At 72.8% G+C, this 23,486-nt stretch carries 24 protein-coding genes; 12 read left to right on the top strand and 12 right to left on the bottom strand.

Translation table 11 applies throughout. The annotated features are described in order from the left end of the window. The 5 genes from IGA62_RS26680 (at position 1) to IGA62_RS26660 (ending at position 4,531) form a co-directional block, all read left to right on the top strand. Positions 1-840 carry a fumarylacetoacetate hydrolase family protein gene (locus tag IGA62_RS26680; RefSeq protein WP_145818278.1) on the top strand — a complete coding sequence of 280 codons (840 nt, stop codon included), beginning with the start codon at positions 1-3 and terminating at the stop codon, positions 838-840. Beyond that, positions 837-1,766 (top strand): GNAT family N-acetyltransferase, encoded by a 930-nt coding sequence (locus IGA62_RS26675; protein ID WP_145818280.1) that lies wholly within the window; start codon positions 837-839, stop codon positions 1,764-1,766. The genes IGA62_RS26680 and IGA62_RS26675 overlap by 4 nt, the downstream gene beginning before the upstream one ends. Beyond that, on the top strand, positions 1,763-2,632 hold the full coding sequence (locus IGA62_RS26670) for an SMP-30/gluconolactonase/LRE family protein (protein ID WP_198501126.1): 870 nt from the start codon (positions 1,763-1,765) through the stop codon (positions 2,630-2,632). Before IGA62_RS26675 ends, IGA62_RS26670 begins: the two co-directional genes overlap by 4 nt. A 140-nt stretch (positions 2,633-2,772) precedes the next feature. Next, positions 2,773-3,567: an alpha/beta hydrolase gene (locus IGA62_RS26665; protein ID WP_145818282.1), complete on the top strand. Its 795-nt coding sequence runs from the start codon at positions 2,773-2,775 to the stop codon at positions 3,565-3,567. Between the two features lie 136 nt (positions 3,568-3,703). Then, a complete protein-coding gene (locus tag IGA62_RS26660) occupies positions 3,704-4,531 on the top strand; it encodes an SAM-dependent methyltransferase (RefSeq protein ID WP_198501125.1) in 828 nt (275 codons plus the stop codon). Between the two features lie 53 nt (positions 4,532-4,584). On the opposite strand, the gene IGA62_RS26655 is transcribed toward IGA62_RS26660, so the two are convergent. From IGA62_RS26655 to IGA62_RS26625, 7 genes are all read right to left on the bottom strand, one after another. Beyond that, positions 4,585-5,451, bottom strand: coding sequence for a MauE/DoxX family redox-associated membrane protein (locus IGA62_RS26655; RefSeq protein WP_186499848.1), 867 nt, complete (start codon positions 5,449-5,451; stop codon positions 4,585-4,587). Positions 5,452-5,516: 65 nt separating this feature from the next. After that, entirely contained in the window at positions 5,517-6,113 is a 597-nt protein-coding gene (locus IGA62_RS26650) for a cell wall protein (protein WP_145818284.1), read from the bottom strand. Positions 6,114-6,126: 13 nt separating this feature from the next. Then, entirely contained in the window at positions 6,127-6,540 is a 414-nt protein-coding gene (locus IGA62_RS26645; RefSeq protein WP_232624787.1) for a septal ring lytic transglycosylase RlpA family protein, read from the bottom strand. A 277-nt stretch (positions 6,541-6,817) separates the two neighbouring features. Continuing rightward, positions 6,818-7,858 (bottom strand): LacI family DNA-binding transcriptional regulator, encoded by a 1,041-nt coding sequence (locus tag IGA62_RS26640; protein WP_232624786.1) that lies wholly within the window; start codon positions 7,856-7,858, stop codon positions 6,818-6,820. Positions 7,859-7,902: 44 nt separating this feature from the next. Next, the gene (locus IGA62_RS26635) at positions 7,903-8,742 is read right to left on the bottom strand and encodes a carbohydrate ABC transporter permease (protein WP_145818288.1); all 840 of its coding nucleotides are present in this window, start codon (positions 8,740-8,742) and stop codon (positions 7,903-7,905) included. Further along, the gene (locus IGA62_RS26630) at positions 8,739-9,734 is read right to left on the bottom strand and encodes a carbohydrate ABC transporter permease (RefSeq protein ID WP_145818290.1); all 996 of its coding nucleotides are present in this window, start codon (positions 9,732-9,734) and stop codon (positions 8,739-8,741) included. The genes IGA62_RS26635 and IGA62_RS26630 overlap by 4 nt, the downstream gene beginning before the upstream one ends. Before the next feature lie 55 nt (positions 9,735-9,789). Beyond that, positions 9,790-11,082 (bottom strand): ABC transporter substrate-binding protein, encoded by a 1,293-nt coding sequence (locus IGA62_RS26625; protein WP_145818292.1) that lies wholly within the window; start codon positions 11,080-11,082, stop codon positions 9,790-9,792. 249 nt (positions 11,083-11,331) lie between these two features. On the opposite strand from IGA62_RS26625, the gene IGA62_RS26620 reads away from it, so the two are divergent. Both IGA62_RS26620 and IGA62_RS26615 read left to right on the top strand, forming a co-directional pair. After that, entirely contained in the window at positions 11,332-12,957 is a 1,626-nt protein-coding gene (locus IGA62_RS26620; protein WP_145818295.1) for a glycoside hydrolase family 43 protein, read from the top strand. 53 nt (positions 12,958-13,010) lie between these two features. Continuing rightward, positions 13,011-13,736 (top strand): polysaccharide deacetylase family protein, encoded by a 726-nt coding sequence (locus IGA62_RS26615; protein ID WP_269780471.1) that lies wholly within the window; start codon positions 13,011-13,013, stop codon positions 13,734-13,736. On the opposite strand, the gene IGA62_RS26610 is transcribed toward IGA62_RS26615, so the two are convergent. From IGA62_RS26610 to IGA62_RS26600, 3 genes are read right to left on the bottom strand one after another with little or no spacing between them, the layout of a single operon-like run. Further along, entirely contained in the window at positions 13,721-14,365 is a 645-nt protein-coding gene (locus tag IGA62_RS26610; RefSeq protein ID WP_186499849.1) for a response regulator, read from the bottom strand. The genes IGA62_RS26615 and IGA62_RS26610 overlap by 16 nt on opposite strands. After that, the gene (locus IGA62_RS26605) at positions 14,356-15,534 is read right to left on the bottom strand and encodes a sensor histidine kinase (RefSeq protein WP_232624785.1); all 1,179 of its coding nucleotides are present in this window, start codon (positions 15,532-15,534) and stop codon (positions 14,356-14,358) included. Before IGA62_RS26605 ends, IGA62_RS26610 begins: the two co-directional genes overlap by 10 nt. Continuing rightward, on the bottom strand, positions 15,509-16,321 hold the full coding sequence (locus IGA62_RS26600) for a DedA family protein (protein WP_145818297.1): 813 nt from the start codon (positions 16,319-16,321) through the stop codon (positions 15,509-15,511). The genes IGA62_RS26605 and IGA62_RS26600 overlap by 26 nt, the downstream gene beginning before the upstream one ends. 162 nt (positions 16,322-16,483) lie before the next feature. Here IGA62_RS26600 and IGA62_RS26595 point away from each other — a divergent pair, with 162 nt between their 5' ends. Both IGA62_RS26595 and IGA62_RS26590 read left to right on the top strand, forming a co-directional pair. Further along, positions 16,484-17,464 carry a DUF2804 domain-containing protein gene (locus IGA62_RS26595; RefSeq protein ID WP_145818299.1) on the top strand — a complete coding sequence of 327 codons (981 nt, stop codon included), beginning with the start codon at positions 16,484-16,486 and terminating at the stop codon, positions 17,462-17,464. 60 nt (positions 17,465-17,524) lie between these two features. Continuing rightward, positions 17,525-18,469, top strand: a complete 945-nt coding sequence (locus IGA62_RS26590) for an acyltransferase domain-containing protein (protein WP_145818301.1) — start codon at positions 17,525-17,527, stop codon at positions 18,467-18,469. 320 nt (positions 18,470-18,789) lie between these two features. On the opposite strand, the gene IGA62_RS26585 is transcribed toward IGA62_RS26590, so the two are convergent. Next, positions 18,790-19,989, bottom strand: a complete 1,200-nt coding sequence (locus IGA62_RS26585; RefSeq protein WP_232624784.1) for a helix-turn-helix domain-containing protein — start codon at positions 19,987-19,989, stop codon at positions 18,790-18,792. Next, positions 19,976-20,302, bottom strand: a complete 327-nt coding sequence (locus tag IGA62_RS26580; protein ID WP_186500377.1) for a hypothetical protein — start codon at positions 20,300-20,302, stop codon at positions 19,976-19,978. The genes IGA62_RS26585 and IGA62_RS26580 overlap by 14 nt, the downstream gene beginning before the upstream one ends. Here IGA62_RS26580 and IGA62_RS26575 point away from each other — a divergent pair. The 3 genes from IGA62_RS26575 to IGA62_RS26565 all read left to right on the top strand — a co-directional run bounded on the left by IGA62_RS26575 (position 20,289) and on the right by IGA62_RS26565 (position 23,476). Beyond that, the gene (locus tag IGA62_RS26575; RefSeq protein ID WP_145818306.1) at positions 20,289-21,050 is read left to right on the top strand and encodes a helix-turn-helix domain-containing protein; all 762 of its coding nucleotides are present in this window, start codon (positions 20,289-20,291) and stop codon (positions 21,048-21,050) included. The two genes, IGA62_RS26580 and IGA62_RS26575, sit on opposite strands and share 14 nt — an antisense overlap. A gap of 255 nt (positions 21,051-21,305) precedes the next feature. Next, positions 21,306-22,064 (top strand): dienelactone hydrolase family protein, encoded by a 759-nt coding sequence (locus tag IGA62_RS26570; protein WP_145818308.1) that lies wholly within the window; start codon positions 21,306-21,308, stop codon positions 22,062-22,064. A 95-nt stretch (positions 22,065-22,159) separates the two neighbouring features. Beyond that, a complete protein-coding gene (locus IGA62_RS26565) occupies positions 22,160-23,476 on the top strand; it encodes a family 43 glycosylhydrolase (protein WP_145818310.1) in 1,317 nt (438 codons plus the stop codon). The last annotated feature ends 10 nt before the right edge of the window (positions 23,477-23,486 follow it).

Here is a 23,486-nt window from a genome sequence, read left to right as displayed (position 1 = left end):
ATGCGGTTCATGCGGATCGGGCCGGCCGGCGCCGAACGTCCGGTGCTCGTCGACGGCGCCGACCACTTCGACCTGAGCGGGGTCACCGCCGACATCGACGCGGCGTTCCTCGCCGCCGACCCGGTCGCCCGGGTGCGGGCGGCCGGGCCGCTGCCCCGGGTCGACGTGACCGGTCAGCGGGTCGGCGCGCCGGTCGCCCGTCCCGGGGCGGTGCTCTGCATCGGGCAGAACTACGCCGCGCACGCCGCCGAGAGCGGTGTCGCGCCACCGGCCGCTCCGATCCTGTTCCACAAGTCGCCGAACACCGTGGTCGGGCCGTACGACGAGGTCCGGGTCCCCCGCGGGTCGACGCGGACGGACTGGGAGGTCGAGCTGGCGGTGGTGATCGGTTCCCGGGTGCGCTACCTGGACTCGCCGGCCGAGGCGCTGGCCCACGTCGCCGGGTACGCGGTCACCAACGACGTGACGGAGCGGGAGTACCAGTTCGCCGACCCGGGTGGGCAGTGGGCCAAGGGCAAGTCGTGCGAGACGTTCAACCCGCTCGGCCCGTGGCTGGTCACCCCGGACGAGGTGGGCGACCCGCAGGCGCTGCGACTGCGGTCCTGGGTCAACGGCGAGCCCCGGCAGGACTCCCGCACCGCCGACATGATCTTCGACGTGGCATTCCTGATCTGGCACCTCTCCCAGTTCACCGTCCTCGAACCGGGGGACGTGCTGAACACCGGCACCCCGCAGGGCGTGGCGCTGTCCGGCCGGTTCCCGTACCTGGGCGCGGGGGACGTGATGGAGGTGGAGATCGAGGGACTGGGCCGGCAGCGCAGCCTCCTCGTTCCGGCGTGAGCGCGCCGGTCGGCTACCGCACGGCCACCCCGGAGGACCTGCCGTCGCTGCGGTCGACCTGGGCGGAGGCGTTCCCCGCCACGGACGTCACCGCGCTCTGGGCGACGGATCCGGGGCGGTTCGCGCGGACCTTCGTCGCGGTGCGCGACGGCCGGGTGGTGGCCGCCGTGCACTACCTGCCGCGTCGGCTGCGCGCCGCCGACGGGACGGTCGACCGGGTGGGCGGGGTGGCCAACGTGGCCACCCGCCCGGCGGAACGGGGACAGGGGCACGTGCGACGGCTGCTGGAGCAGGCCCTCGCGGCGATGGACGTCGACGGGTGTGCCTGGGCACTGCTGTTCACCGGCACACCGGCCGTCTACCTCGGCAGCGGTTTCCGGACCTTCCGCCTCGGCTACCCCAGCGGCCGGCCGGCGCCGCCGACCGGGCCGCCACCAGGCTGGACGGTGCAGCCGGGTTCCTGGGCGGACTGGCCGAACCTCGCGCCGCTGCACCGGGCGTTCAACGCGCACCGCCCGCTCAGCACCGTCCGCGACGACCACGACTGGCGGCACCGGGTACCGGCCTGGTACGCCCCGCCCACCGAACTGCTGGTCGCCCACCGGCACGGCGAACCGGTGGGGTACCTGGTTAGGGAACGCTCCGCCGGGCTGGTCCGGGTGGTCGAGGTGGCCGGCGGGGTGGACGCGCTGCGGGCGCTGTTCGGCGCCGTCGCCACGACCGCGCACGCCGACCGGACGGTGCGGTGTGTGGCCCGGCTGCCCGCCGACCCGGTGGTCGGGGCGGCGTTGCCGTGGCTGCTGCGCGACCCGGTGCCCGAGGTCGACGAGACCGGCATGGTCCGCCCGGTGCGCGCCGACGCCGACCGGGTCGCCGCGACCACCGGCGCGCCGGGCGCGTTCCACTGGCCGGGGGACTACCTGTGAGGGCTCCCGGGCGGCTGGTCGCCGAGCAGGTCACCCCGGTGGTCGCCGACCACGGCGAGGGACCGGTGTGGTGCCCGGACGACGACCGGCTGCGGTGGGTGGATCTGCTGGCCGGGGACGTGCTGGCCCTCGACCCGGCGGCCGGCGTGGTCACCCGCCGGCACGTCGCCGGGGTGGTCGCCGCCATCCGGCCCCGGTCCGGCGGCGGTCTGGTCGCCGCCGTCGAACGGGGCTTCGCGCTGCTCACCGACGACACGGTGGAGCTGCTGCCGGAGATCTGGTCGGATCCGACGGTCCGGATGAACGACGGGGCCTGCGACCCGCTGGGCCGGTTCCACTGCGGGTCGATGGCGTACGACGCCGCGCCCGGTCGGGCCGCGCTGTACCGGCTCGACCCGGACGGCACGGTGACCACCGTGCTGACCGGGGTGACGGTCTCCAACGGGCTCGCCTGGACCGCCGACGGCGGCACCGCCTACTACGTCGACTCGGCCCTGGGACGGGTGGACGCGTTCGACGTCGACCGCGCCTCCGGGGAGCTGACCGGTCGGCGGCCGGTCGTGGCGGTGCCGCCGGAACAGGGGGTGCCCGACGGGATCTGCGTCGACGCGGCCGGTGGGATCTGGGTGGCGCTCTGGGACGGCGGGGCGGTGCACCGCTACACCCCGGACGGCGAACTGTCCGCCGTGGTGGACGTGCCGACCCGCCGGCCGACCGCCTGCGCCTTCGGCGGCCCGGAGCACACCGACCTCTACGTCACCACGTCCCGCCAGGGGTCGCCGCCGGGCGACCGGTCCCCGGCGGGGGCACTGTTCCGCGTCCGCCCACCGGTGCCCGGCTTCGCCGCCCACCCGTTCGCCGGGTGACCCCGCCCGGGAGGCCGCGGGGGCGGACGGCGGGGGCGGACGGCGGGGTCGGCGTCGGTCACGGTCGGCCGCCCCCGGCTGCGGCGGGGCGGAGCACGGCCCCGGCGTCGCCGGCCGGGCGGGCACTATCGTTGCCGGTCATGGCCCTCATCCACTGCGACTTCCACTCCGAGACGCTCGGCATGGGCACCTCGATGACGGTGCTCCTGCCGCAGCGGACGACGTCCCAGATCGGGCTGGCCGGCACCGCACCGGCCGGTGACCCGCCGGTGCTGTACCTGCTGCACGGGCTCAGCGACGACCACACCATCTGGCTGCGGCGCACCTCCATCGAGCGGTACGTCGCCCCGCTGGGCCTCGCGGTGGTCATGCCCCGGGTCGACCGCAGCTTCTACACCGACGAGGAGCACGGCAACCGGTACTGGTCCTTCCTCAGCGAGGAACTCCCCGAGGTCTGCCGGTCGTTCTTCCGGCTGTCCGACCGGCCTGCCGACACCTTCGTGGCCGGGCTCTCGATGGGCGGGTACGGCGCGGTCAAGTGGGCGCTGCGCCACCCGGACCGGTTCGCGGCCGCGGCCAGCCTGTCCGGGGCGCTGGACATCGCCGGCCGCTCCCCCGGCACCGACGGCCACCCGGTCGACGCCCGGCTCTGGCACACCCTCTTCGGTGACCGGCCGGTGGTCGGCTCCCCGGACGACGTGCTGCACCTGCTGGACGCGGCGGCGGACCGGGCACGGTCACTGCCCCGGCTCTACGTCGCCTGCGGCACCGAGGACTTCCTCTACGACGACAGCGTGCGCTTCGTCGAGGCGGCCCGGAGGCGGGACGTGCCGGTGACCGTCCGGTTCGGACCGGGCGGTCACGACTGGGCCTACTGGGACGAGTGGATCCGGGACGTCCTCGCCTGGCTGCCGTTGTCCCGACACGCCGGCTGACCACCGTCGGCGCCCGCAGGCGACCTGCCGGTCCACGATCGCCCAACCGGACAACCGTACGGTGGACACCGGCACGGTGATCACCGCCCGCTATCCTGTCGGTGGGGAAACATCGACAGTGGACAGGAGTTCCCAGGTGCCGCAGACCGGTGACCACGTCGTACCGGAGCCGGCGGCGAGACCGCCACGGGTGGACCCGTCCGTGGCGCACAACGCCCGGGTGTGGAACTACTGGCTGGGCGGCAAGGACAACTTCGAGGCCGACCGCCGGGTCGGCGACCACGTCCGCCGGGCGTTCCCGGTGATCGGGGACGTGGCCCGCGCCGACCGGCGGTTCCTCGCCCGGGCGGTCGGGTTCCTGGCCGGCACGGCCGGCGTCCGGCAGTTCCTCGACATCGGCACCGGGCTGCCGAGTGCCGACAACACCCACGACCTCGCCCAGGCCGTCGCGCCCGAGTGCCGGATCGTCTACGTCGACAACGACCCGATGGTGCTGGTGCACGCGCGGGCGCTGCTGACCAGCCGGCCCGAGGGTGCGACGCGCTACGTCGAGGCCGACATCCACCGGCCGGAGGCGATCCTCGCCGCCGCCGCCGAGACGCTCGACCTCGGCCAGCCGGTGGCGGTCATGATGCTGGGCATCCTCAACTTCGTCCTCGACACCGACGAGGCGTACGCGATAGTGCGCCGGCTGATGGACGCGGTGCCGTCGGGCAGCTATCTGGCCGTCACCCACCCCACCGTGGAGCTGGGCGGCGAGGCGAACGTGGCGGCGATGGCGTTCTGGAACGAGAACGCCGCCCCACCGATCCGGTCCCGTACCGGCGCGGAGATCGCCGGCTTCTTCACCGGGCTGGAGCTGGTCGCACCGGGTCTGGTCTCGTGTTCCCGCTGGCGGCCCGGGCCGGACGAGGCCGACGCCGCGCCGGTGCCGCAGTACGGCGGGGTGGCCCGCAAGCCCTGACCGGGCCCGGGTCGCGCGGTCGGGTGATACCGCCGACGTGCGCCGCGGGCTGGTCAGGCCGGGACGACGGTGAGCCGGCCACCGGTGGCCGGGGGCGTGCCGGCCAGGCTCAGCAGGGTCTGTCCGGTGGCGTCGTCGACCAGGGCGACGCGTACCGCAGCCGGTTCCGGATCGGCCAGCGGCACGGCGAACACGGCGGTCGCCGGCCGGCCCTGGTAGCGCGCGGCGTGCGCGGCGAATCGCCAGCCGTCTTCGTCCCAGTGCTCGCGGACGTCGGACCGGAGCAGCGGGGCCACCCGTCGGTAGACGTCGCTGAGCTGGAGCTGCTGCACGCTGGCGAGCAGCGGCACACCGGAGCCGCCGCGTAGCGGGTGGGTCAGCCGGGCGCGCAACCGACGCAGTGGCAGCAGCCAGGTGGCGTCCAGCTCCGGTGAGAGCGCCACCACCACCGCCAGCTCGGCGAGCAGCACGGCGGTGCCGGCCGCCGGCCGGTCGGCGAGCGCGTCGAACCAGGCTGCGGTGCCGGTGAGGGCCAGCGCACCGGCGACCACCAGCAGGCCGGCCCGGAACAGGCTGCGCCCGGAGACGGGAGTCGGCTGGGCGCTGAGGCAGCCGCAGGAGGCCGTCGGCGCCACCCGCCGGGTGTAGCCGAGGTAGGCGAGGAAGCCGACGGCCAGCACGGTCGCGGCCGTCGCCTCCAGCCGGGACACGGGGGGCAGCAGGAGCAGTGCGCCCAGGGTCAGCTCGACGGCGCCGAGCAGCCGGTACGCGGGCAGGGCCCGACGCTCGCCGAGCAGCACGACGAGCGCGGACCGGTGGGCGGCCGCGGTGGCGTGCCGGCTGAACAGCTTGACGCGGGCGGACCAGACCAGTACCGCACCGACGACCAGCGGTTGCAGCGCCGCGATCATGTCGATCATGGGTTCTCCCCTCAGGTGATCCGACGGGTGGCGCCCCGGGCGGTGCGGTCACCCGGGGCGGGTGGTCAGGCGGCGGCGTAGACGGTGGCGATGTCGATCTCGTTGGTGCCCGGGTGCCAGGCGCCGAGCACCTGGACGTGGCGGCCGACCCGTAGCAGCGACAGGTCGCTGACCGCCGGGGTGCCGTTGTAGACCGCCGCGGAGCGGTCCGGCACCACGTGCGCGACGATGCGGCGGCCCTTGTGGTCCAGGTGCACGACGTTGCGGCCGACGGCGGCGATGTGGCCGTGCAGGTTGACGATGTTGACCCAGACGGCGTCCGCGGCGAGGGTGCCGTCGGGCAGCCGGACGCCCCGGGCGTAGAGCCCGTCGCCGACGGCGACCCGGTCGAAGGTGGTCGGGTGCAGCTTCCAGATGCTCGTGCCGTCGGTGATCCGGATCGAGTGCAGCACCTTGTCGGAGCCGGTCACCATCAGCATGCTGCCGGAGATCGAGCTGATCAGACCCTCGGCGAAGTTCGGGTCGGGGGCACCGGGCTCGACGCCGACGGCTTCGGCGGCGAAGGCGGCCTCGGGTGCGAGCGAGCCCAGTCCGGTGGCGCCGACGACGCCACCGAGGGCGGCGGTGGCGAGCAGTTGCCGACGGTTCACTGTCTGGTTCATCCTGGACCTCCTGTCAGACCGAGTCGACCGAACAGGGCCGCAGCCCGGTGGAGAGACTGGCGATCACGCTGTACGCCGCGGGCGTCAGGTCGATGATCCGGTTGCTGCCGCAGGCCGACCCGCAACAGGTGCGCTCGCCGCACCACAGGTCGGTCTGCGGGCCGCAGTCGGCGATGGTGGTACCGATCCGCGCGCCGTTGCAGAGGTTGGTGGTGTAGTGCCGGTAGCCGCAGGTACGGCGGCTCATCCCGGTGATCCCGCAGGCGTCCGGCCGGGTGATGGCCAGGCACGCGTCCGAGGCGTTCGGCCACGCGTGCTGGTAGTTGCCGGAGCTGCACGTGCCACAGGCCCCGAACCCGGTCGAGCCGCACGGCCCCCAGGCGTTGCCACAACAGAACCAGGACACCTCGCCTCTGAGAGCTACCACGGATGCCTCCCTCCTCGTCCGCGATCGATACATCTATCGATCGCGCTCGATATTGACGGAGATTTTTGTGTCAGGATTCACCGGAGTCAACGGTCAAGGGGAAGGTTTCCTCCACCATGGCGAAAATCGCCCGGCCGGCGACGCGACAGCCGGGCACGCGCGCCTCGGCGTGCCCCGCACCGCCCCCTCGGGCGGGTGACGACCCGTACCGTCATCGCGGCCGCCCGCCGTCGGCCGGTCGGGTCGCCGGACGGCCCGGTGCGGTGGCCGCGCCGCCCTACCGCCCGGCCGGCGGGGCGGCGCTGTCGCGGACGACGAGTTCGGTGGCGAGTTCCACGCGCGGGCTCTCGATCTTCTCGCCCTGGGCCAGCCGCAGCACGGTCCGTGCCGCGAGCATGCCCATCTCGGCCAGCGGCTGGCGGATCGTGGTCAACGGCGGGGAGCACCAGCGGACCTCGGGCAGATCGTCGAAGCCGACCACGCTGACGTCGTCGGGCACCCGCAGGCCGCGCTTGCGCACCGCCTCGTAGACACCCAACGCCATCTGGTCGCTGGAGGCGAAGATGGCCGTCGGTGGGTCGGGCAGCGCCAGCAACTGGGTGCCGCCGGCGTACCCGGCCTCGTGGTAGAAGTTGCCGGGACGCACGAGCGTGTCGTCGAAGGCGATGCCGGCGGCCTCGAGGGCGGCGCGGTAGCCGTCCAGTCGCGCCCGGCTGCACATCAACTGCGGCGGCCCGGCGATGAACCCGATCCGGCGGTGGCCGAGGCCGAGCAGGTACTGGTTGGCCCGCAGGCTGCCCGCCCAGTTGGTGGCCCCGATCGTCGCGGCCTCCTGCGGGGCCACTCCGGCCGGGTCGACGATGACCACGGGGATGTTGAGGCGGCGCAGCTCGGCCTGCAACGGCGGCGCCACCATCGAGGTCACGAAGATGACCCCCTCGGTGGAGCGGGTGCGCATGTTGTCGAGCCACTGCTTGGCCGACGAGGTACGCCGGTGGATCGCCGACACGACGGTGCCGACCCCACTGCCGTGCGCCACGTCCTCCACCCCCCGGATGATCTCCACCGCCCAGGGACTGTCGAGGTCGTTGAAGACCAGGTCGACCAGGCCGGAGGAGGGACGCTGGCTCGGTGGACGGCGACGGTAGCCGTGCCGCGTGAGCAGCTCCTCGACGCGTTCCCGGGTCTGCGGGGAGACGTCGGACCGGCCGTTGATGACCCGCGAGACGGTGGGCACGGAAACGCCGGCCAGGTGCGCGATCATCGCGATGGTGACGTTTCGACTGTTGTCGGCGCCCACGTTCCGCCCTTTCGTCATGGCTCGAGCCTACGGTCGGTGAAGGCTACCGGAGCCGGTGTGGCTCAGCCCTTCACGCTGCCGGCCAGACCACCGATGAGCTGGCGTTCGGCCACGGCGTAGAAGCCCAGGGCCGGGAGCATGGAGAGCACCACGTAGGCGAGCACCCGGGCTGTGTCGTCGGCGTACTGCCCCTGGAAGGCTTGCACCCCGACCGGGAGGGTCCACCAGCTCTGGTCGGTGAACACCACCAACGGCAGCATGAAGTTGTTCCAACTCGACACGATCGCCAGGACGGAGACGGTGGCCAGCGCCGGACGGGCCATCGGCAGCAGGATCCGCCAGAAGAACCCGAACGGACCGCAGCCGTCGAGCACGGCGGCCTCCTCGACCTCGCCGGGGATGGTGCGGAAGAACTGCCGCAGGATGATGATGGTGACCGGCAACCCGAACGCGGCCTGCGGCAGGATCACCCCGAGCGGGTTGTCCAGCAGGCCCATCCCCCGCAGCAGGACGAACAGCGGCAGGATGGCCACCGCGAACGGGAACATCAGCCCGACCGCGAACAGGGTGAACAGCAGCTCCCGGCCCCGGAACGCGAAACGGGCGAAGACGAACGAGGCCATCGCCGCCGCGCCGACGACGACGAGCGTCGTGGCCACCGCGATCAGGACACTGTTGCCCAGCTGCCGCCAGAACACCCCGGATCCGAGAATCCCGGTGTAGTTCTCCGTCACCCACGGGTCGGGCCAGCCGAGCGGGTTGGTGGAGAGCTGACCGTTGTCCTTGAAACCGCCGAGCACCCCGAACCAGAGCGGCACGACGATGAGCGCGCCGACGGCGACGCAGACGAGGTGCAGCACGAGGCGGCGGGTCCGCAGCGCGGGGTTCGCCGTGCCGGTCATCGTTGGCCTCCCTGGGTGGTGAGGGCGCCCTCGGTGTCGCGCCGCAGCACGAACCGCTGGTAGGAGAGGGCGAAGACGAGGCTCAGCAGGAACATGACGATGCTGATCGCGCTGGCGTAGCCGACCTCGAAGCGGCGGAAGCCGTACTGGTACATCGTCACGGCCATGGTCTCCGAGGCGTGGATCGGGCCGCCGCCGGTGAGCACCCAGACCATGTCGAACAGTTGGATGGTGCCGATGACCGACAGGAACACACTGATCCGGATGGTCGGGCCGAGCAGCGGCAGGGTGACGTGGCGGAAGGTCTGCCAGGCGCCGGCACCGTCGGTGGTCGCGGCCTCGAAGAGCTCCTTCGGGATGCCCTGCCGCCCGGCGAGGTAGAGGATCATGTGGAGGCCGAAGTACTTCCAGGAGATCACCAGGAAGACCGCGACCAGCACGGTGTCCGGGTCGGCGAAGATTGCCCCCGCGTCGGCGCCCAGCCACCGCGACAGCGTGTCCCCCAGTCCCCGGTTGGGCGAGAACACCAGGGTGAACAGCACGGCGGTGGTGACCTCGGAGAGCACGTACGGGGCGAAGAAGAGCAGCCGGTAGACGCTGCGCCCCCGCAGCGGCTGGTTGAGCAGCATGGCCAGGCCCAGCGCGACCGGCAGTTGCACCACCAGCGACAGCACGACCAGTACGAGGCCCCGCCACAGGTCCCCCCGGAACGTGGGGTCACCGAGGGCCCGGGTGTAGTTCTCCAGCCCGACGTGGTTCTCCGGCAGGCCGAAGCCGTTCCACTTGTACAGGCTGGCGTAGCTGGCCACCACGATCGGGGCGACGACCAGCAGCAGGAAGAGCACCAGCGCCGGGGTGAGGAAGGTGACGATCGCGCCGAGGCGACCCGGCCGGGGCCGGCGGCGGCGCGGTCGCGTGCCGTCCGGCCCCGGGACCGAGGAGCCGGCCGCACCGCCGGCCCGTGGGCCGGACGTGGTCGATGCCGTGGTCATGCCTGATCCACCCGCCTCTCGCGACCGACCCCGGGTCGGTGGTCGGTGACCATGCCTACTGGTTCTTCGCCACCGTGGTGATGTCCTTGACGATCTGCGCGGGCGTCCGGTTACCGGCGATCAGCTCGGCGACGCTGTCGTTGACCTGCTGGCCGACGGCCGGCGGGTACGCCTGGTCGAGGTAGAGCTGGAAGCCGGTCGCGGCGGCCAGGGTCTGCGCGACCACCCGGTTGTTCGCGTCGGCGATGGCATCGGCGGCGGCGGTCACCGTGGGGAGCACCGCGCCGGTCGCGGCGGCCTTGCGCTGGTTCTCGACCGTGAGCAGCGCGCGGAGGAAGTCGACCGTCGACGCGGGGGCGTCCCTGCCGACCGCGAAGCCGTTGCCGCCGCCGAACGCCTCCGACGCCGCGCCCCGGCCGCCCTCGACCGCCGGGAACGGGAAGAAGCCGAGCTTGTCGCCGAGCCCCTTCTTGCTGGTGGACGCGGAAGCCTGCACCGACGGGGCCCACTGGCCCATCAGCTCCATGGCCGCGCCGCCGTTGCCCATCGTGGCGGCCTGCCCGTCCGGGGAGCTGTAGTCCGCGCCGAGGAAGCCCTTCTGGAACGGTTGCAGGGCGACCAGTTCCTTGAGGCGTTCACCGGCGGCGACGAAGTCGGGGGTGTCGAAGTTGCCGTCCTTGGCGGCCTGTTGCAGCGCGCCGAGTCCACCGATGCGCATCGCCAGGTACGCCCAGTAGTAGTGGCCCGGCCACTTCTCCTTGCCGGCGAGCGCGATGGGCACGGTGCCGGCCGCCTTGAGCCTGCGGACCGCGTCGAGGAACCCGGCCCAGGTGGTGGGCGCGGTGGTGACGCCGGCGGAGGCGAAGAGGTCCTTGTTGTACCAGAAGCCGACCATGCCGACGTCGAACGGGACACCGTAGATCTTTCCGTCGACGGTGAACGGCTGCACCGCGGCCGGCAGCAGGGTGTCGATCCAGGGCCGTACGTCGTCGGTGAGGTCCTTGACCAGGCCGGCGTCGACCTGCTGGCGGAGCACACCTCCACCCCAGGACTGGAAGAGGTCGGGCGGACTTCCGGCCTGGGTGGCGGTGGTCAGCTTGGCCTTGAACGCCTCGTTCTCCAGGGGCTGGATCTCGACGGTGACGCCGTCGTGCCCGGACTGGTACTCCTTCGCCATCGCCGCCCAGACCGGCAGCATCGGCTCGGTGTTCTGGATGTGCCACCAGTTGATGGCCTGCGGGCCGTCCGGGTCGCCGGAGTCCCCGCCGCCGCAGGCGCTGAGCAGGTAGGCGCCGGCACCGGCGCCGACGAGGCCGAACAGCGTTCTGCGGGAGAGGTGCGCTGCCATGGTCCATCCCTTCGGGGACTCACGAGGTGCTCGGATGCCGATCAGACCGGCGCGACCCGGCCATGGTTTCCGGAACTTTCGGTGTGGTGCCGGTATTACCGAGTGATGGCCGGCACGCTACGACGTGGTTGCACACCGGGTCAAGGGGTCTGTCCTATCCCGCCTTGACCGGTTACCGTGGTCGATACTTCCAGAGAATCCGGGCCGAGCTTCCGGAAGTTTGCCGAAAGCTGCACCAGAGGAGCCGACATGTCGACCGAGACCGCTGACGTGGCGACCGCCGCCCGGTCGATCCGCAATCCCGTCCTGCCGGGGTTCCACCCGGACCCGTCGATCCTGCGGGTGGGCACCGACTACTACCTGGCCACCTCGACCTTCGAGTGGTATCCGGGGGTCCGGCTGCACCACTCCCGCGACCTCGTGCACTGGCGGCCGCTGGGCGGGATCATCACCGAGCGTCGCCTGCTCGACCTGCGCGGCTGCGGGGACTCCAACGGCGTGTGGGCGCCGGACCTGTCCCACCACGACGGTGAGTTCCTCCTGGTGTACAGCGACGTGGCCAGCTTCGCCAGCGGCTACTGGGATCCGCAGAACTACCTGGTCACCGCGCCCGACATCGCCGGCCCCTGGTCGGATCCGGTGAAGCTGCACGGGCGCGGCTTCGACGCCTCGCTGTTCCACGACGACGACGGCACCAGTTGGCTGCTGAGCATGAGCGCCGACTGGCGGCCCGGCCGTGACCGGTTCGCCGGCATCGAGATCCAACGCTACGACCGGTCCCGACGCCGCCTCGTCGGCCGGCCCCGGACGATCTTCACCGGCACGCCGGTCGGGCTCACCGAGGGCCCGCGTCTCTACCGGCACGACGGCTGGTACTGGCTGGTCACCGCCGAGGGGGGCACCAGCTGGGAGCACCAGGTCACCGTGGCCCGGTCCCGCGAGCTGTTCGGGCCGTACGAGGTGGACCCGGCGGGGCCGCTGCTGACCTCCGTCGGCCGCCCGGACCTGCGTCTACAGAAGGCCGGCCACGGCAGCCTGGTCCGCACCCCGGGCGGCGAGTGGTACCTGGCCCACCTGGTCGGGCGGCCCTACACGCCGCTGGGCAACTGCGTGCTGGGCCGGGAGACCGCGATCCAGCGGGTCGAGTGGGCACCGGGCGGCTGGCCCCGCGTCCCCGGGGGCGTGCCGGCGGACGAGGTCGTCGCGCCCGACCTGCCCGCGCACCCGTGGCCGGCGGAGCCGGCCACCGACCACTTCGACGACGACCGACTCGGCCCGTGCTGGTCGACGCTGCGCCGGCCCGCCGACCCAGACTGGCTGGACCTGCGGGCCCGCCCGTCCCACCTGCGGATCTACGGGGGGCAGTCGCCCGTGGGCCGGCAGACGCCGAGCCTGGTGGCCCGGCGGGTGGAGGCGACCCACTGTTCGCTGGAGACGGTGGTCGAGTTCGACCCTCTCGACCACCGGCACCTGGCCGGCATCACCGCGTACTACAACACCCTGAACTGGCACTACCTCTACCTGACCCGGTCCGACGACGGGCCGATGGTGCTGGAGTTGCTCAGCGCGGACAGCGGGCGACGCCGGCCGTACCCCGACCTCACCGTCGAGGTCGGCGACACCCGACGGGTCGGGCTGCGGGCGGTGTTCGACGGTCCGGTCGTCCGGTTCGGATACGACCTCGGTGCCGGCTGGCGGGAGCTTCCGACGGCGCTGGACGCGACCATCCTCTCCGACGAGCACGCCGCACTGATCATCGACGGGGAGCCGGCGGCGTGGGGCTTCACCGGGGCGTTCCTCGGCCTGTGGGTCCAGGACCTGGGCAACGACGGCGTCCACGCCGACTTCGACCACGCCACCTACCTCGAACACTGAGCCCGCCGTCGACGCGGGTCGACCCCGGGGTTCCGGCACCGAGAGGACGACCGATGCCACCCTCCGCCGCGATGCGCCGGCCCCACCCGGTCGGCGCGCCCGGTCCGCCCCCGGCCGCCAGCCCCGCCCCGGCGCGCCCGGTCAGCGCCGACCTCGTCGACACCGCCCGGGGCGGTGGCCGCGTGGTCAGCCTCACCTTCGACGACGGACCGAACCCCGCCGACACCCCGCGGCTGCTGGCCGTCCTGCGCCGGCACCGGATCGCGGCCGTGTTCTGCCTCTGGGGCGAGCACGTCGACGAGCACCCCGACGTGGTCCGCCGGATCGTCCGCGACGGGCACACCCTGTGCAACCACGGCATGCGCCACGACGACATGGGCTCCTGGTCGCCCGAGCGGATCGCGGCGGACCTGCGGGAGACCAACGACGCCATCCGGCACGCCGTGCCGGGTGCCCGGATCCGGTACTTCCGCGCCCCGTACGGCGCCTGGGGGCGGACCCCGGCCGTGGCCGCGTCGCTGGGCATGCGGCCGCTCGGCTGGCGGCTGGCCGTCGGTGACTGGGAACCGCCCGGCACCGACGAACTCGTCCGGCGGCTGCTCGACGGGGTGACACCCGGCGCCGTGGTGCTGATGCACGACGGGGGCGGCGACCGCGGCCAGACCGTCGACGCGGTCGACCGGGTGGTGCCCGTCCTGCGGGCTCGGCGGTGGCGGTTCACCCTGCCGGCGCGGGGGCCCGCGCTGCCCCGGACCAGGCGGCCTCAGACGCCGAGGTAGCGGAGCACCGCCAGCACCCGGCGGCTGTGGCCGGTCGCCTGCGACAGGTCGAGCTTGTCGAAGATCGTGTTGATGTGCTTCTCCACCGCACTCTGCGACACGTGCAGCCGCGCCGCGATGGTCGCGTTGGTGTGCCCCTGTGCCATGTGGTGCAGCACGTCGCGCTCGCGCGGGGTCAGCCGGGTGAGCGGGTCGGTGGGATCCGTCCCGGCCAGGATCTGCCGGACCACCTCGGGGTCCAGCGCGGTCGCGCCAGCGGCCACCCGGTCGAGTGCGTCGAGAAAGTCGTCCACCTGCGCGACCCGGTCCTTCAGGACGTAGCCGACGCCCTCCGGGCGGTCGGCGAGCAGCCGGGTGGCGTACCGCTTCTCGACGTACTGGGAGAGCACCAGGATGCCGGTCGCCGGCCACCGCCGCCGGATCTCCAGGGCGGCCCGCAGCCCGTCGTCGGTATGCGTGGGTGGCATCCGCACGTCGGTGACGACGACGTCGGGCCGGTGCCGGTCGACGGCCCCGACCAGCTCCCCGGCGGAGGCGACGGCGGCGGCGACCTCGTGCCCCTCCTCGGCCAGCAGCCGGACCAGCCCCTCGCGCAGCAGGGTGGAGTCCTCGGCGAGCACTATCCGCACGGCAGTTCCACGGATACGGTGGTGGGTCCGCCGGTGGGGCTGTCGACGCGCAGCCGCCCGTCGAACGCCCAGACCCGGCGGGCCAGGCCGGACAGCCCCCGACCGGCGGGATCGGCCCCGCCCACACCGTCGTCGTGCACCGTCATCCGGACCACCCCCTCCCCGGCACCGATGTCGACGGTGATCAGGGTAGCGGCGGCGTGTTTCGCCGCGTTCGTGAGCGCTTCGCAGGCCACGAAGTACAGCACCGTCTCGACCTGGCGGGCGGGCCGTGCCGGCAGGTCGCAACGGACCCGCACCGGCACGTCGGAGCGCTGGGCGACCAGCTCCAGCACCTGCCCGAGGTCAGCGTCGTCGAGCGCGGACGGGTAGACCCGCCAGGCCACCTCCCGCAGTTCCACGACGGCCTGCTGGACGTCGGCGTGGGCCTGGGCGAGCAGGTCGGCCGTGCGGGCGGCGTCCCGGCTGCGCCGGGCCCGGCCGAGCAGCATCCCGAGGGCGACGAGCCGTTGCTGGAGTCCGTCGTGCAGGTCCCGCTCGATGCGCTGCCGCTCGGCGTCCACCGCGGCGATCACCCCCGCGCGGCTGACGAGCAGTTCCCGGACCCGGTTCTCGAGCAGGTCCCGCCGGCTCGGGCCGAGCAGGCGTCGGGCGAGCCGCACGTCCAGCGCACCGACACTCACCACGGCCTGCACGTTGACCAGGAGCAGCGCGGCACCGACGACCACCTGCACCAGCGCGTCCCCCGCGCCGAGCCCTCCGCGGAACACGGCCAGCAGCACGATCGACGCCAGCACCACACCGACGGCGAGCACCCCGTACGCCAGCAGGCCCAGTGCCCCGGGCACCAGGCGTACCGCCAGGTAGCCCACCTCGCGCCACCCGCCCGACGTGGCGGGCGGAACGTCGGCGTCGTGGAACCGGGCCAGACGCCAGCGCTCGCACCGCACGAGCGCCGAGGCGTACCGCCGGATCGTGCCGCGCACCCGACCGCGGGCCGGCGGCACGGCCCCGGCGGCGGCCAGGGCGACGGCCGCGACCGCGAGGAGGAGCACCCCGACGCCGGCGGTGAGAATCCCGAGGGCGACCCCGACCGGCGCCCCCGCCAGGCGCGACGCCCCCGACCGGTTCTCCGCCACCGGCTCAGGACCACCCGTCGGGGTTCCCACCGGTCGACGATCCGTCCGGACGGGCGCTGCGGTAGATCGTGCCCCGCCCCTGCGGATCGGGGGCGTGCCGCAGCGGGGCGGGATCGACCGGCGAAACGGGGTCGACGACCACCGGTCCACCCCGCCGGGCCCGGACGAGGCGGGAGACCACGAACCAGCCGACGGCCAGCACACAGCCGAGAACGACCACGTTCTGGAGCACGCCGACGTACCCCTCGACCAGGTGCCAGTTGTCGCCGAGCAGATAGCCGGCCAGCACGAAGGTGCTGTTCCAGATCAGGCTGCCCAGCGTCGTGTAGAGGGCGAAGGTCCCCAGGGACATCCGCTCCACGCCGGCCGGCACGGAGATCAGGCTACGGAAGATCGGGATCATCCGGCCGAAGAAGACAGCCTTGACGCCGTGCCGTACGAACCACGCCTCGGTGCGGTCCACGTCACTGAGCTTGACCAACGGCAGCCGCGCCGCGACCGCCCGGATCCGGTCCCGGCCGAGCGCCGCGCCGATCCGGTAGAGCGCGAGAGCGCCGAGCAGGGACCCGAGGGTGGTCCAGAGGATCGCCCCGACCACGCTCATCCGTCCCTGGGCCGCCGCGAAGCCGGCCAGCGGCAGGATCACCTCGCTGGGGATCGGCGGGAAGAGGTTCTCCAGCGCCACGGCCAGGCCCGCTCCCGGGCCGCCGAGCCGGTCGACCAGGTCGGTGACGTGGCCGACCAGGCCGTCCTCCGGCGGCGCGGACCGGCCCGTGGCGGCACCGGCGGTGAGCAGGGTGTGCGCGGTACGAAACATACTCCACACGCTACGAACCGGCTGGCGTGCCGACCACGGGGACGGCCACCGGATCCACCGGCGACCACCACAGCCGGTGGGTGCGGAGAACCACAGGGGGTACCCGCCGGCCGCCGGAATCTCCGCCCCCGCCGACGGCCGACCGGCCGGTAACCTCCCGCCATGACACACGAGCGCGAGATCACCGAACCGGTCGAGCTGTGTCTGCCGGACGGACGCCTCAATCCCGACGCGGTCGGCTGGACCCGCCGGCCGCTGCACCGGGCCAACCTGCGCGGCTGGGGCCGGCGCAAGCGGTGGGAGTACTGGGGTGTGGTCACCCCCACCCACATCCTCGGGGTCGTGGCATCCTCCCTCGACTACGCCGGGGTGCACAGCGTCTACCTGCTCGACCGGGCCACCGGCACCGAGACGGCCACGGAGGCGGTGGTGCCGCTGGCCCGTGGGGTCGTCCTGCCCGAGCGCAGCGGCACGGGCCGCGTGTCGGTCGGGGCCGGCGCGGTGACCGTGACCGTCGACCAGACGCCCGAGGCGACCGCCCTGCGGGCCACCGCCGGGCAGGTCGAGATCGACCTGACCATGCCGGTGCCACCGGGGCGCGAGTCGCTCGGCGTGGTGGTGCCCTGGGGCCCGCACCGCTTCCAGTACACGGTCAAGGACGTCGGGCGGCCGGTGCGCGGGCGGTTCCGGGTCGGCCCCACCTGGCACGACGTCCCGTCGGCGGACTCGTTCGCGGTGTTGGACCACGGGCGGGGCAAGTGGCCGTACGCGATCCGGTGGAACTGGGCCGCGGGAGCCGGTGCCGGGCGTGCGATCCAGCTCGGCGGGGCCTGGACCGACGGTACCGGGAGCACCGAGAACGCGCTCGTGGTCGACGGCCGGCTGCACAAGATCGGTGACGAGCTGCGGTGGCGGTACGACCGCTCCGACTGGACCCGCCCGTGGCGGATCAGCGGCCCCCGGGTCGACGTGACGTTCCACCCCTTCCACGAGCGGGTCTCCCGCACCAGCCTCGTGGTCGTCGCCAACGAGACGCACCAGTGCTTCGGGCACTTCACTGGCTGGGCGGCCACCGACGACGGCGAGCGGGTCGACCTCGACGGCCTGGTCGGCTGGGCGGAGGAGGCCCGCAACCGCTGGTAGCGCCATCCCGCGCCGCGCGCGGGCCGTGGCGGACGCCGGTCGGCCGGTAGGGTCGTCCGCGTGGATCTGGACGACATCGCCGCCCGACTCGGGGTGCCCGTCGAGGACGTCGACCGCGTGCACCGGCTCGCCGGCGACCCGCCGTCGGCTCCGCTGCCCGCCAAGGCCGACGCCCCCGCGATCCTCGACCGGCTCGCGGTACGGCCGGACGACGCCACCGAGATCATGGCGGGCTGGCCCGACCCCGCCTCTGCACTGTGGACCCCGGAGCTGCGCTGGCTGCTCGACCGCTCGACCGCCCTGGTCCACGCCGATCTCGGCGGCCACGGCTGGCTGTCGCCCGGTCCGGCGCTGCCGCGCGACCGGGGCCCCGCCTGGCGGCATCTCTACGTGTACGCGTACCTGGCCCTGGTCGACGTCGTCCGGGGGTACCACCGCGACCACGGCATCGCCGATGCCGTGTCGTGGAGGACCCTCGCGGACCTGGGCCGCAACCTCGCGATCGACCGGCGGATGCACCGTGAGGGCTGGCCGGTCATGCAGAGCTGGCTGACGCTGCACGCACGCGGCGGCATCTACGAGCTCGGCCGGTTGCAGTACCAGCGCGGCGACACCACCCTCGGCCTGCACATCCCCGAGGCGGGGCCGATGACCCCGGAGGCGGTCACGGCGTCGCTCGACGAGGCCCGCGCGTTCTTCCCACGCCACTTTCCCGACGAGCACTACACGGCGTTCTCCTGCGGCTCGTGGCTGCTCGACCCGCAGCTGCGGGAGTACCTGCCCGAGGACTCCAACATCGTCCGGTTCCAGCGGAGGTTCGAGCTGGAGCCCTACGAGGAACCGGAAGGGCTGGACGCCGACGTCGAGGTGCTGCGGTTCGTGTTCCGGACCCTGACCACGCCGCTCGACCAGCTGCCGTGCCGCACCGTGCTCCAGCGCGCGGTCGTCGACCACCTGAAGGCCGGCCGCCACTGGCAGTGGCGCCGCGGCCGCTTCCCGATCTAGCCGGTGTCACTGGTGGAGCTGAGGGTTTGTGAACCCTGACCCCCTCGACACGAACTGGCGGTGGGCGGGCCGGTTCGGGTGTCGTCCACGGTCATCCGGGCTGCTGAGACCCGTCCGGGTCGGGTGGGGCCGCTCGGTTGCTGTACTTCGCTGGCGGCGCGGAGGACGTTGCGGGCGGCGGTGGCCACCGGGCAGTCTGTGGTTCGGCAGATTGGGCAGCGTCCGTCGGGTCCGGGTCGGTGGTCGCGGAGGATCGCGCGGGCGGTGAGGATCAGCCGGTTGCGGATCTGCGCCAGGGACAGGAAAGGCGCGGTCAACGGTCAGCCCACCCCGAGGGTTGCGGCGAGATGGATGAGCCTCGTCGGGGCGGCGGGGTCGCGGGCGACCTGGGCGAGTACGTCCCGGCCAGCCGGTCGGTGGCGGATCTCGGCGGGTGCGATCCGGTGGGCCTCCGTCAGGATCCGACCGGCGTTGATCGGGTCGTCGGTGTGGAGGTAAGCGCGGGTGACGTCGATCAGGTGAGCCGCGCGGTGTTCGGCGGGCAGCCACCGCCAGCCGTCCCGCGTGGTCGCCCTCTCGTGCCAGGCCACGGTCTCCTCGGCGTCACCCAGTTCCACCGCTGCGGCGACCCGGGCAAGCTCCACGGCCGTCGGTCCGAACCCGGTGCGGTGGTGGTCGTGACCGTCGCTGACCTGGGCGGCCATCTCGGCGGCCTCGTCGATCAGCTCGGCAACGGCACGGTCGTCCCCGTCACGGGCGGCGGCCAGGGCGGCCTGCACCAGCAGGGTTCCGCACAGGGACAGTTCGGGTGGGCTGCCGTACTCGATGACAGGCGGGGCGATCCGGTACGCGGCGGCCAGCATCACCGGCTTCGCCATCCTCGTCCGCCCTGACTCCCGCAACACCTGGCCGAGTTGCACGGCAGCGGCAGCCACCAGCACCCGGTCACCGGTAGCGGCGATCATGGCCCGGTCGACTGCCAGCCACGCCACGTCGGGGGCACCGAGCTTCAGCAGCAGCGACGCCGTCACCCGGTACGCCTCCACCAACGGCACCCGGCCCGGCCCGGAATCGTGGGCATGGGTGCGCTGCGCGTCGGCCACCAACTCCGGCACCAGGTCGACGACCTGCGGGTAGCGGGCGTGCTGGAAGGTGGTCCACACGTGCGCGACATCCCGCACCAGGCGGTCGGCCGGCAGCACGCGGCGGGCCGCCGGGCGCTCCAAGGCGATCTCGTACGTCGACAGAGCCGCGCGGATCCGCTCCACACCCTCGACGCGCTCGGCCACCCCGGCCGGCTCGGCGTCCCGCCCAAGCAGCACCGCCGTATCGATCCGCAGAACGACGGCGATGTCCTGAAGCGTCGACACCTTGTCCAGCGACCGGACACCCCGCTCGACCTTGTCCACCCAACTCTTCGACTTGCCCAACCGATCGGCGAACACCTGCTGCGACAGCTTCCGCCGCCCCCGCCAGTACGCCACCCGACGACCGACCGGCAGCAGATCAATGCTGCCCACGACGCCACCGCCGATCCGGTACCGCCTGGGTCGTCTCCTCAACCGGTATCCGATCCGCGTCGGCGTGCGCAAGAATCCGCCGCTTTGCTGCCTCCCGCTCGGCCGCCTGGATCTGCTCGCCCCGGCTCACCACCGGGTCGTCGCCATCACCCTGCATCCCCACCTCAATCAGCAGAACCACGGCGGCAAGCCCGGCCGTCGCGTGCCATCCACGATGACGTCCACATGTCACCGAGCGCGACGGCACAAGATGCGACAACCCGGTCACTTTTCTGGCGACATTTGGGCGACATACCGCTATGGTGACGGTCATGACCGTCCCGAACACCGCCCTGCGCGCTGTCCGTACCGGAATGCGCATGAGCCAGGACGACTTCGCTCGCGCGCTCCAAGCCGCCGGCCACCGCGTCGGCGAGCCCAACGACGCCAACAAGAGACTCGTCCAGCGATGGGAGTCCGGCGCGATCGCCGCGCCGCGACCCGTCTACGCCCGCGCGCTGGAGGTCGTCACTGGCCTACCCATCTCACTGCTCGGCTTCGCCGCGGTGCCCGACGGCCATGTCGCCGACGACCAGCACGGTGGCCACGACCTGACGTCTCCCCTGTCCAACCTGGCCACGCCGACGCCAACGTCCAGGCCAGCCACGGTCCACCGGTCGTACGAGGGCGTGTGGCTCAGCCGCTACCAGTACTACTCCAGCGGCCGGGAGGAGTCCTTCGCCGGGCAGCACTTCGTGGTCGTGCTCCAACACGGCGACCGGCTGACCGCGCGAAGCCTGCCTGGCTCGGCCGCATCGTCCCTGTCGCTGGACCTCACCGTGGACGGTGCCGTCATCACTGGCACGTGGGTGGAGCAGACCGACTCGGCCGGCTACTACCGGGGCGCCCGATACCACGGCGCAATCCAACTCCTGGCCGAGCCCACGGGTCGACGGATGGCCGGAAAGTGGGTCGGATTCGGCAAGGACATGGACGTCAACACCGGCCCGTGGGAACTCATCTTCCGGGACGCCTCGACGTCCAAGACGACGCTCGATCAGTACAACACCTCGGCGACGTAGCGCGGCTTCCGTCTCGCGAACGACCTCGGGGCGGCTCTCCGGATCGAGCCGAGCCTGAACGCGTGGCCGACGGGTAATTGACTGGCTGGCAGTGCGGCCGGGTTGATACCGTGCCCCGGATCCGTGACCCGGCCGAGGAGGTGAGACCCGTGGACGCAGTTCGCACGTGGTGCTCTCTCCCGTCACGGACGGGCGGCTGAGGTAACCGTCGCCGGGAGCGCCCATCAGGATGGCACTCCCGAAAGGCACCAGACCATGAATTCTGTACGTTTCACCGCTGAGACCTCGTCCGACGGTGTCGTCGAACGCGACTTCCTCGTGGGCGAGATCCCGGGTGTGCTCTGGGCACCCGTATCCGGCGCCGACCATGCCCCGATCGTGCTCGTGGGGCACAACGGTGGCATGCACAAGAAGGCGCCGGGGCTCCGGGCCCGCGCCCTGCACACCGCGGCCACCTGGGGGTTCACCGTCGTCGCGATCGACGCGCCGGGACACGGCGACCGCCCGCGTACGGACTCCGACGAGCAGGCCCGTACGGAGATCCGGGAAGCCCTGACGGCGGGTGACTCCCTGCGGTTCGCGGCGGCCAGCGTCCGCTTCATGGCCTCGGTCGCGGAACGGGCGGTACCGGAATGGCAGGCGACGCTGGACGCCCTACAGGCGCTGCCGCAGATCGGCCCGGACGCGCCGGTCGGCTACGGCGGCGGCATCTCGATGGGCACGGCGATCGGGGTACGACTGACCGCGGTCGAGCCCCGGATCACCGCCGCGATCTTCGGCGGCGGGTTCCCTGTGGACGAACCGGTGATCGAGGCCGCGCGACGGATCACCGTGCCGGTCCAGTTCCTGCTGCCGTGGGACGACGAGCACGCCGACCGTTCGTCCGGGCTCGCGTTGTTCGACGCGTTCGCCTCCGCGGAGAAGACGTTGCACGCCCGACCGGGCGACCACCGCAGCGTCCGGTGGGTCGGGGTGGACGACACGTTCCTGTCCCGCCACCTCGTCCGGGCCTGACCTGACCGGTACCGGCGTCCGGCGCGAAGCTGGACGCCGGCACCGGCGGGGCCAGACCCCTTTCTTTGCATCGATGTGCGTGGTTGTATTTCGGCATGCGCCGACTCCTCGCCTGTCTGGTCGCCGCGCTCGCGGCCAGCCCTCTCGTCCTCACCGCACAGCCGGTCGCCGCCGCGACCACGGCACCGGCGCTGGTCATCGGCAGTGACTTCCCCGACCCCGACATCCTCAAGGTCGGCGACACCTACCACGCCTACTCGACCAACAACGGCAACGGCAACGTCCCGGTGGCCACGGCGACCTCGCTGACCGGCCCCTGGACGCGACGGCCGGACGCCCTGCCCACCCTCGGCGCCTGGGCCAGCGGTGGGCGCACCTGGGCCCCCGAGGTGTTCCGCCGCGCCGACGGCAGGTACGTGCTGTACTACACCGCGCTCAGCCGCAGCGTGGGCCGGCAGTGCATCGGCGCGGCCACGTCCACCTCGCCGCTGGGTCCGTTCACGCCGGTCGGCACCGGGCCGCTGATCTGCAACGGTGGCGAGGGCGGCGACATCGACGCGTCCAGCTTCGTCGACAGCACCGGCCTGCGGTACATGCTCTACAAGGACGACGGCAACGCCATCGGCCAGCCGACGAGCCTCTGGCTCCAGCAGGTCGCCGCCGACGGGGTGACGTTGCAGGGCTCCCGGGTGGAGCTGCTGCGCAGCGGTCGCCCCGAGGAGGCCGGGGTGATCGAGGCGCCCGTGCTGACCAAGGTCGGCAGCCGGTACGTGCTGTTCTACTCGCTCGGCGGCTACGGCGGCGACGCCTACCAGACCAGCTACGCGACCTCGACCGCGCTGACCGGTCCGTACACCAAGGCCTACCGCTCGTTGCTGACCACGGCCAGCCTGGACAACGCCGTCCGGGGCCCCGGCGGCGCCGACGTCGTCCGGGAGGCCGGCGGCGACCGGATCGTCTTCCACGGCTGGATCAACAACAACACCGCCCGGGGAATGTACGTGGCCGACCTCGGCTGGGCCGACGGCAACCCGGTGGTGCGGGGCAGCCGGGTGCGCCACGAGGCCGAGCGGGGCCGGCTCAACAACTGCGCGGTACGCAGCACCACGACCGCCTCGCAGGGTCAGGCCGTGGCGTACATCGACCACGCCGACAGCTGGGTCGAGGTGACCGTCTTCGCTCCCCGCGCCGGCGGCTACACCGCGCACATCGCGTACGCCGCCGGCTACGGCGACGCCCAGCACACCCTCACCGTCAACGGCGGCGCCGCGCAGGTGGTCACCTATCCGAACTCGGGCTGGGAGACCTGGCGGCAGGTCCGGGCCGACGTCACACTCAACGCCGGCTACAACACCCTCCGACTGACCCACCACAGTCGCTGGGCGGAACTCGACTTCGTCGAGATCGCCTAGGCTCCCCCGT

The organism is Micromonospora sagamiensis, from assembly GCF_014680085.1.
Classification (GTDB): domain Bacteria; phylum Actinomycetota; class Actinomycetes; order Mycobacteriales; family Micromonosporaceae; genus Micromonospora; species Micromonospora inyonensis.
This window is presented reverse-complemented; position numbering and strand designations above follow the sequence as displayed.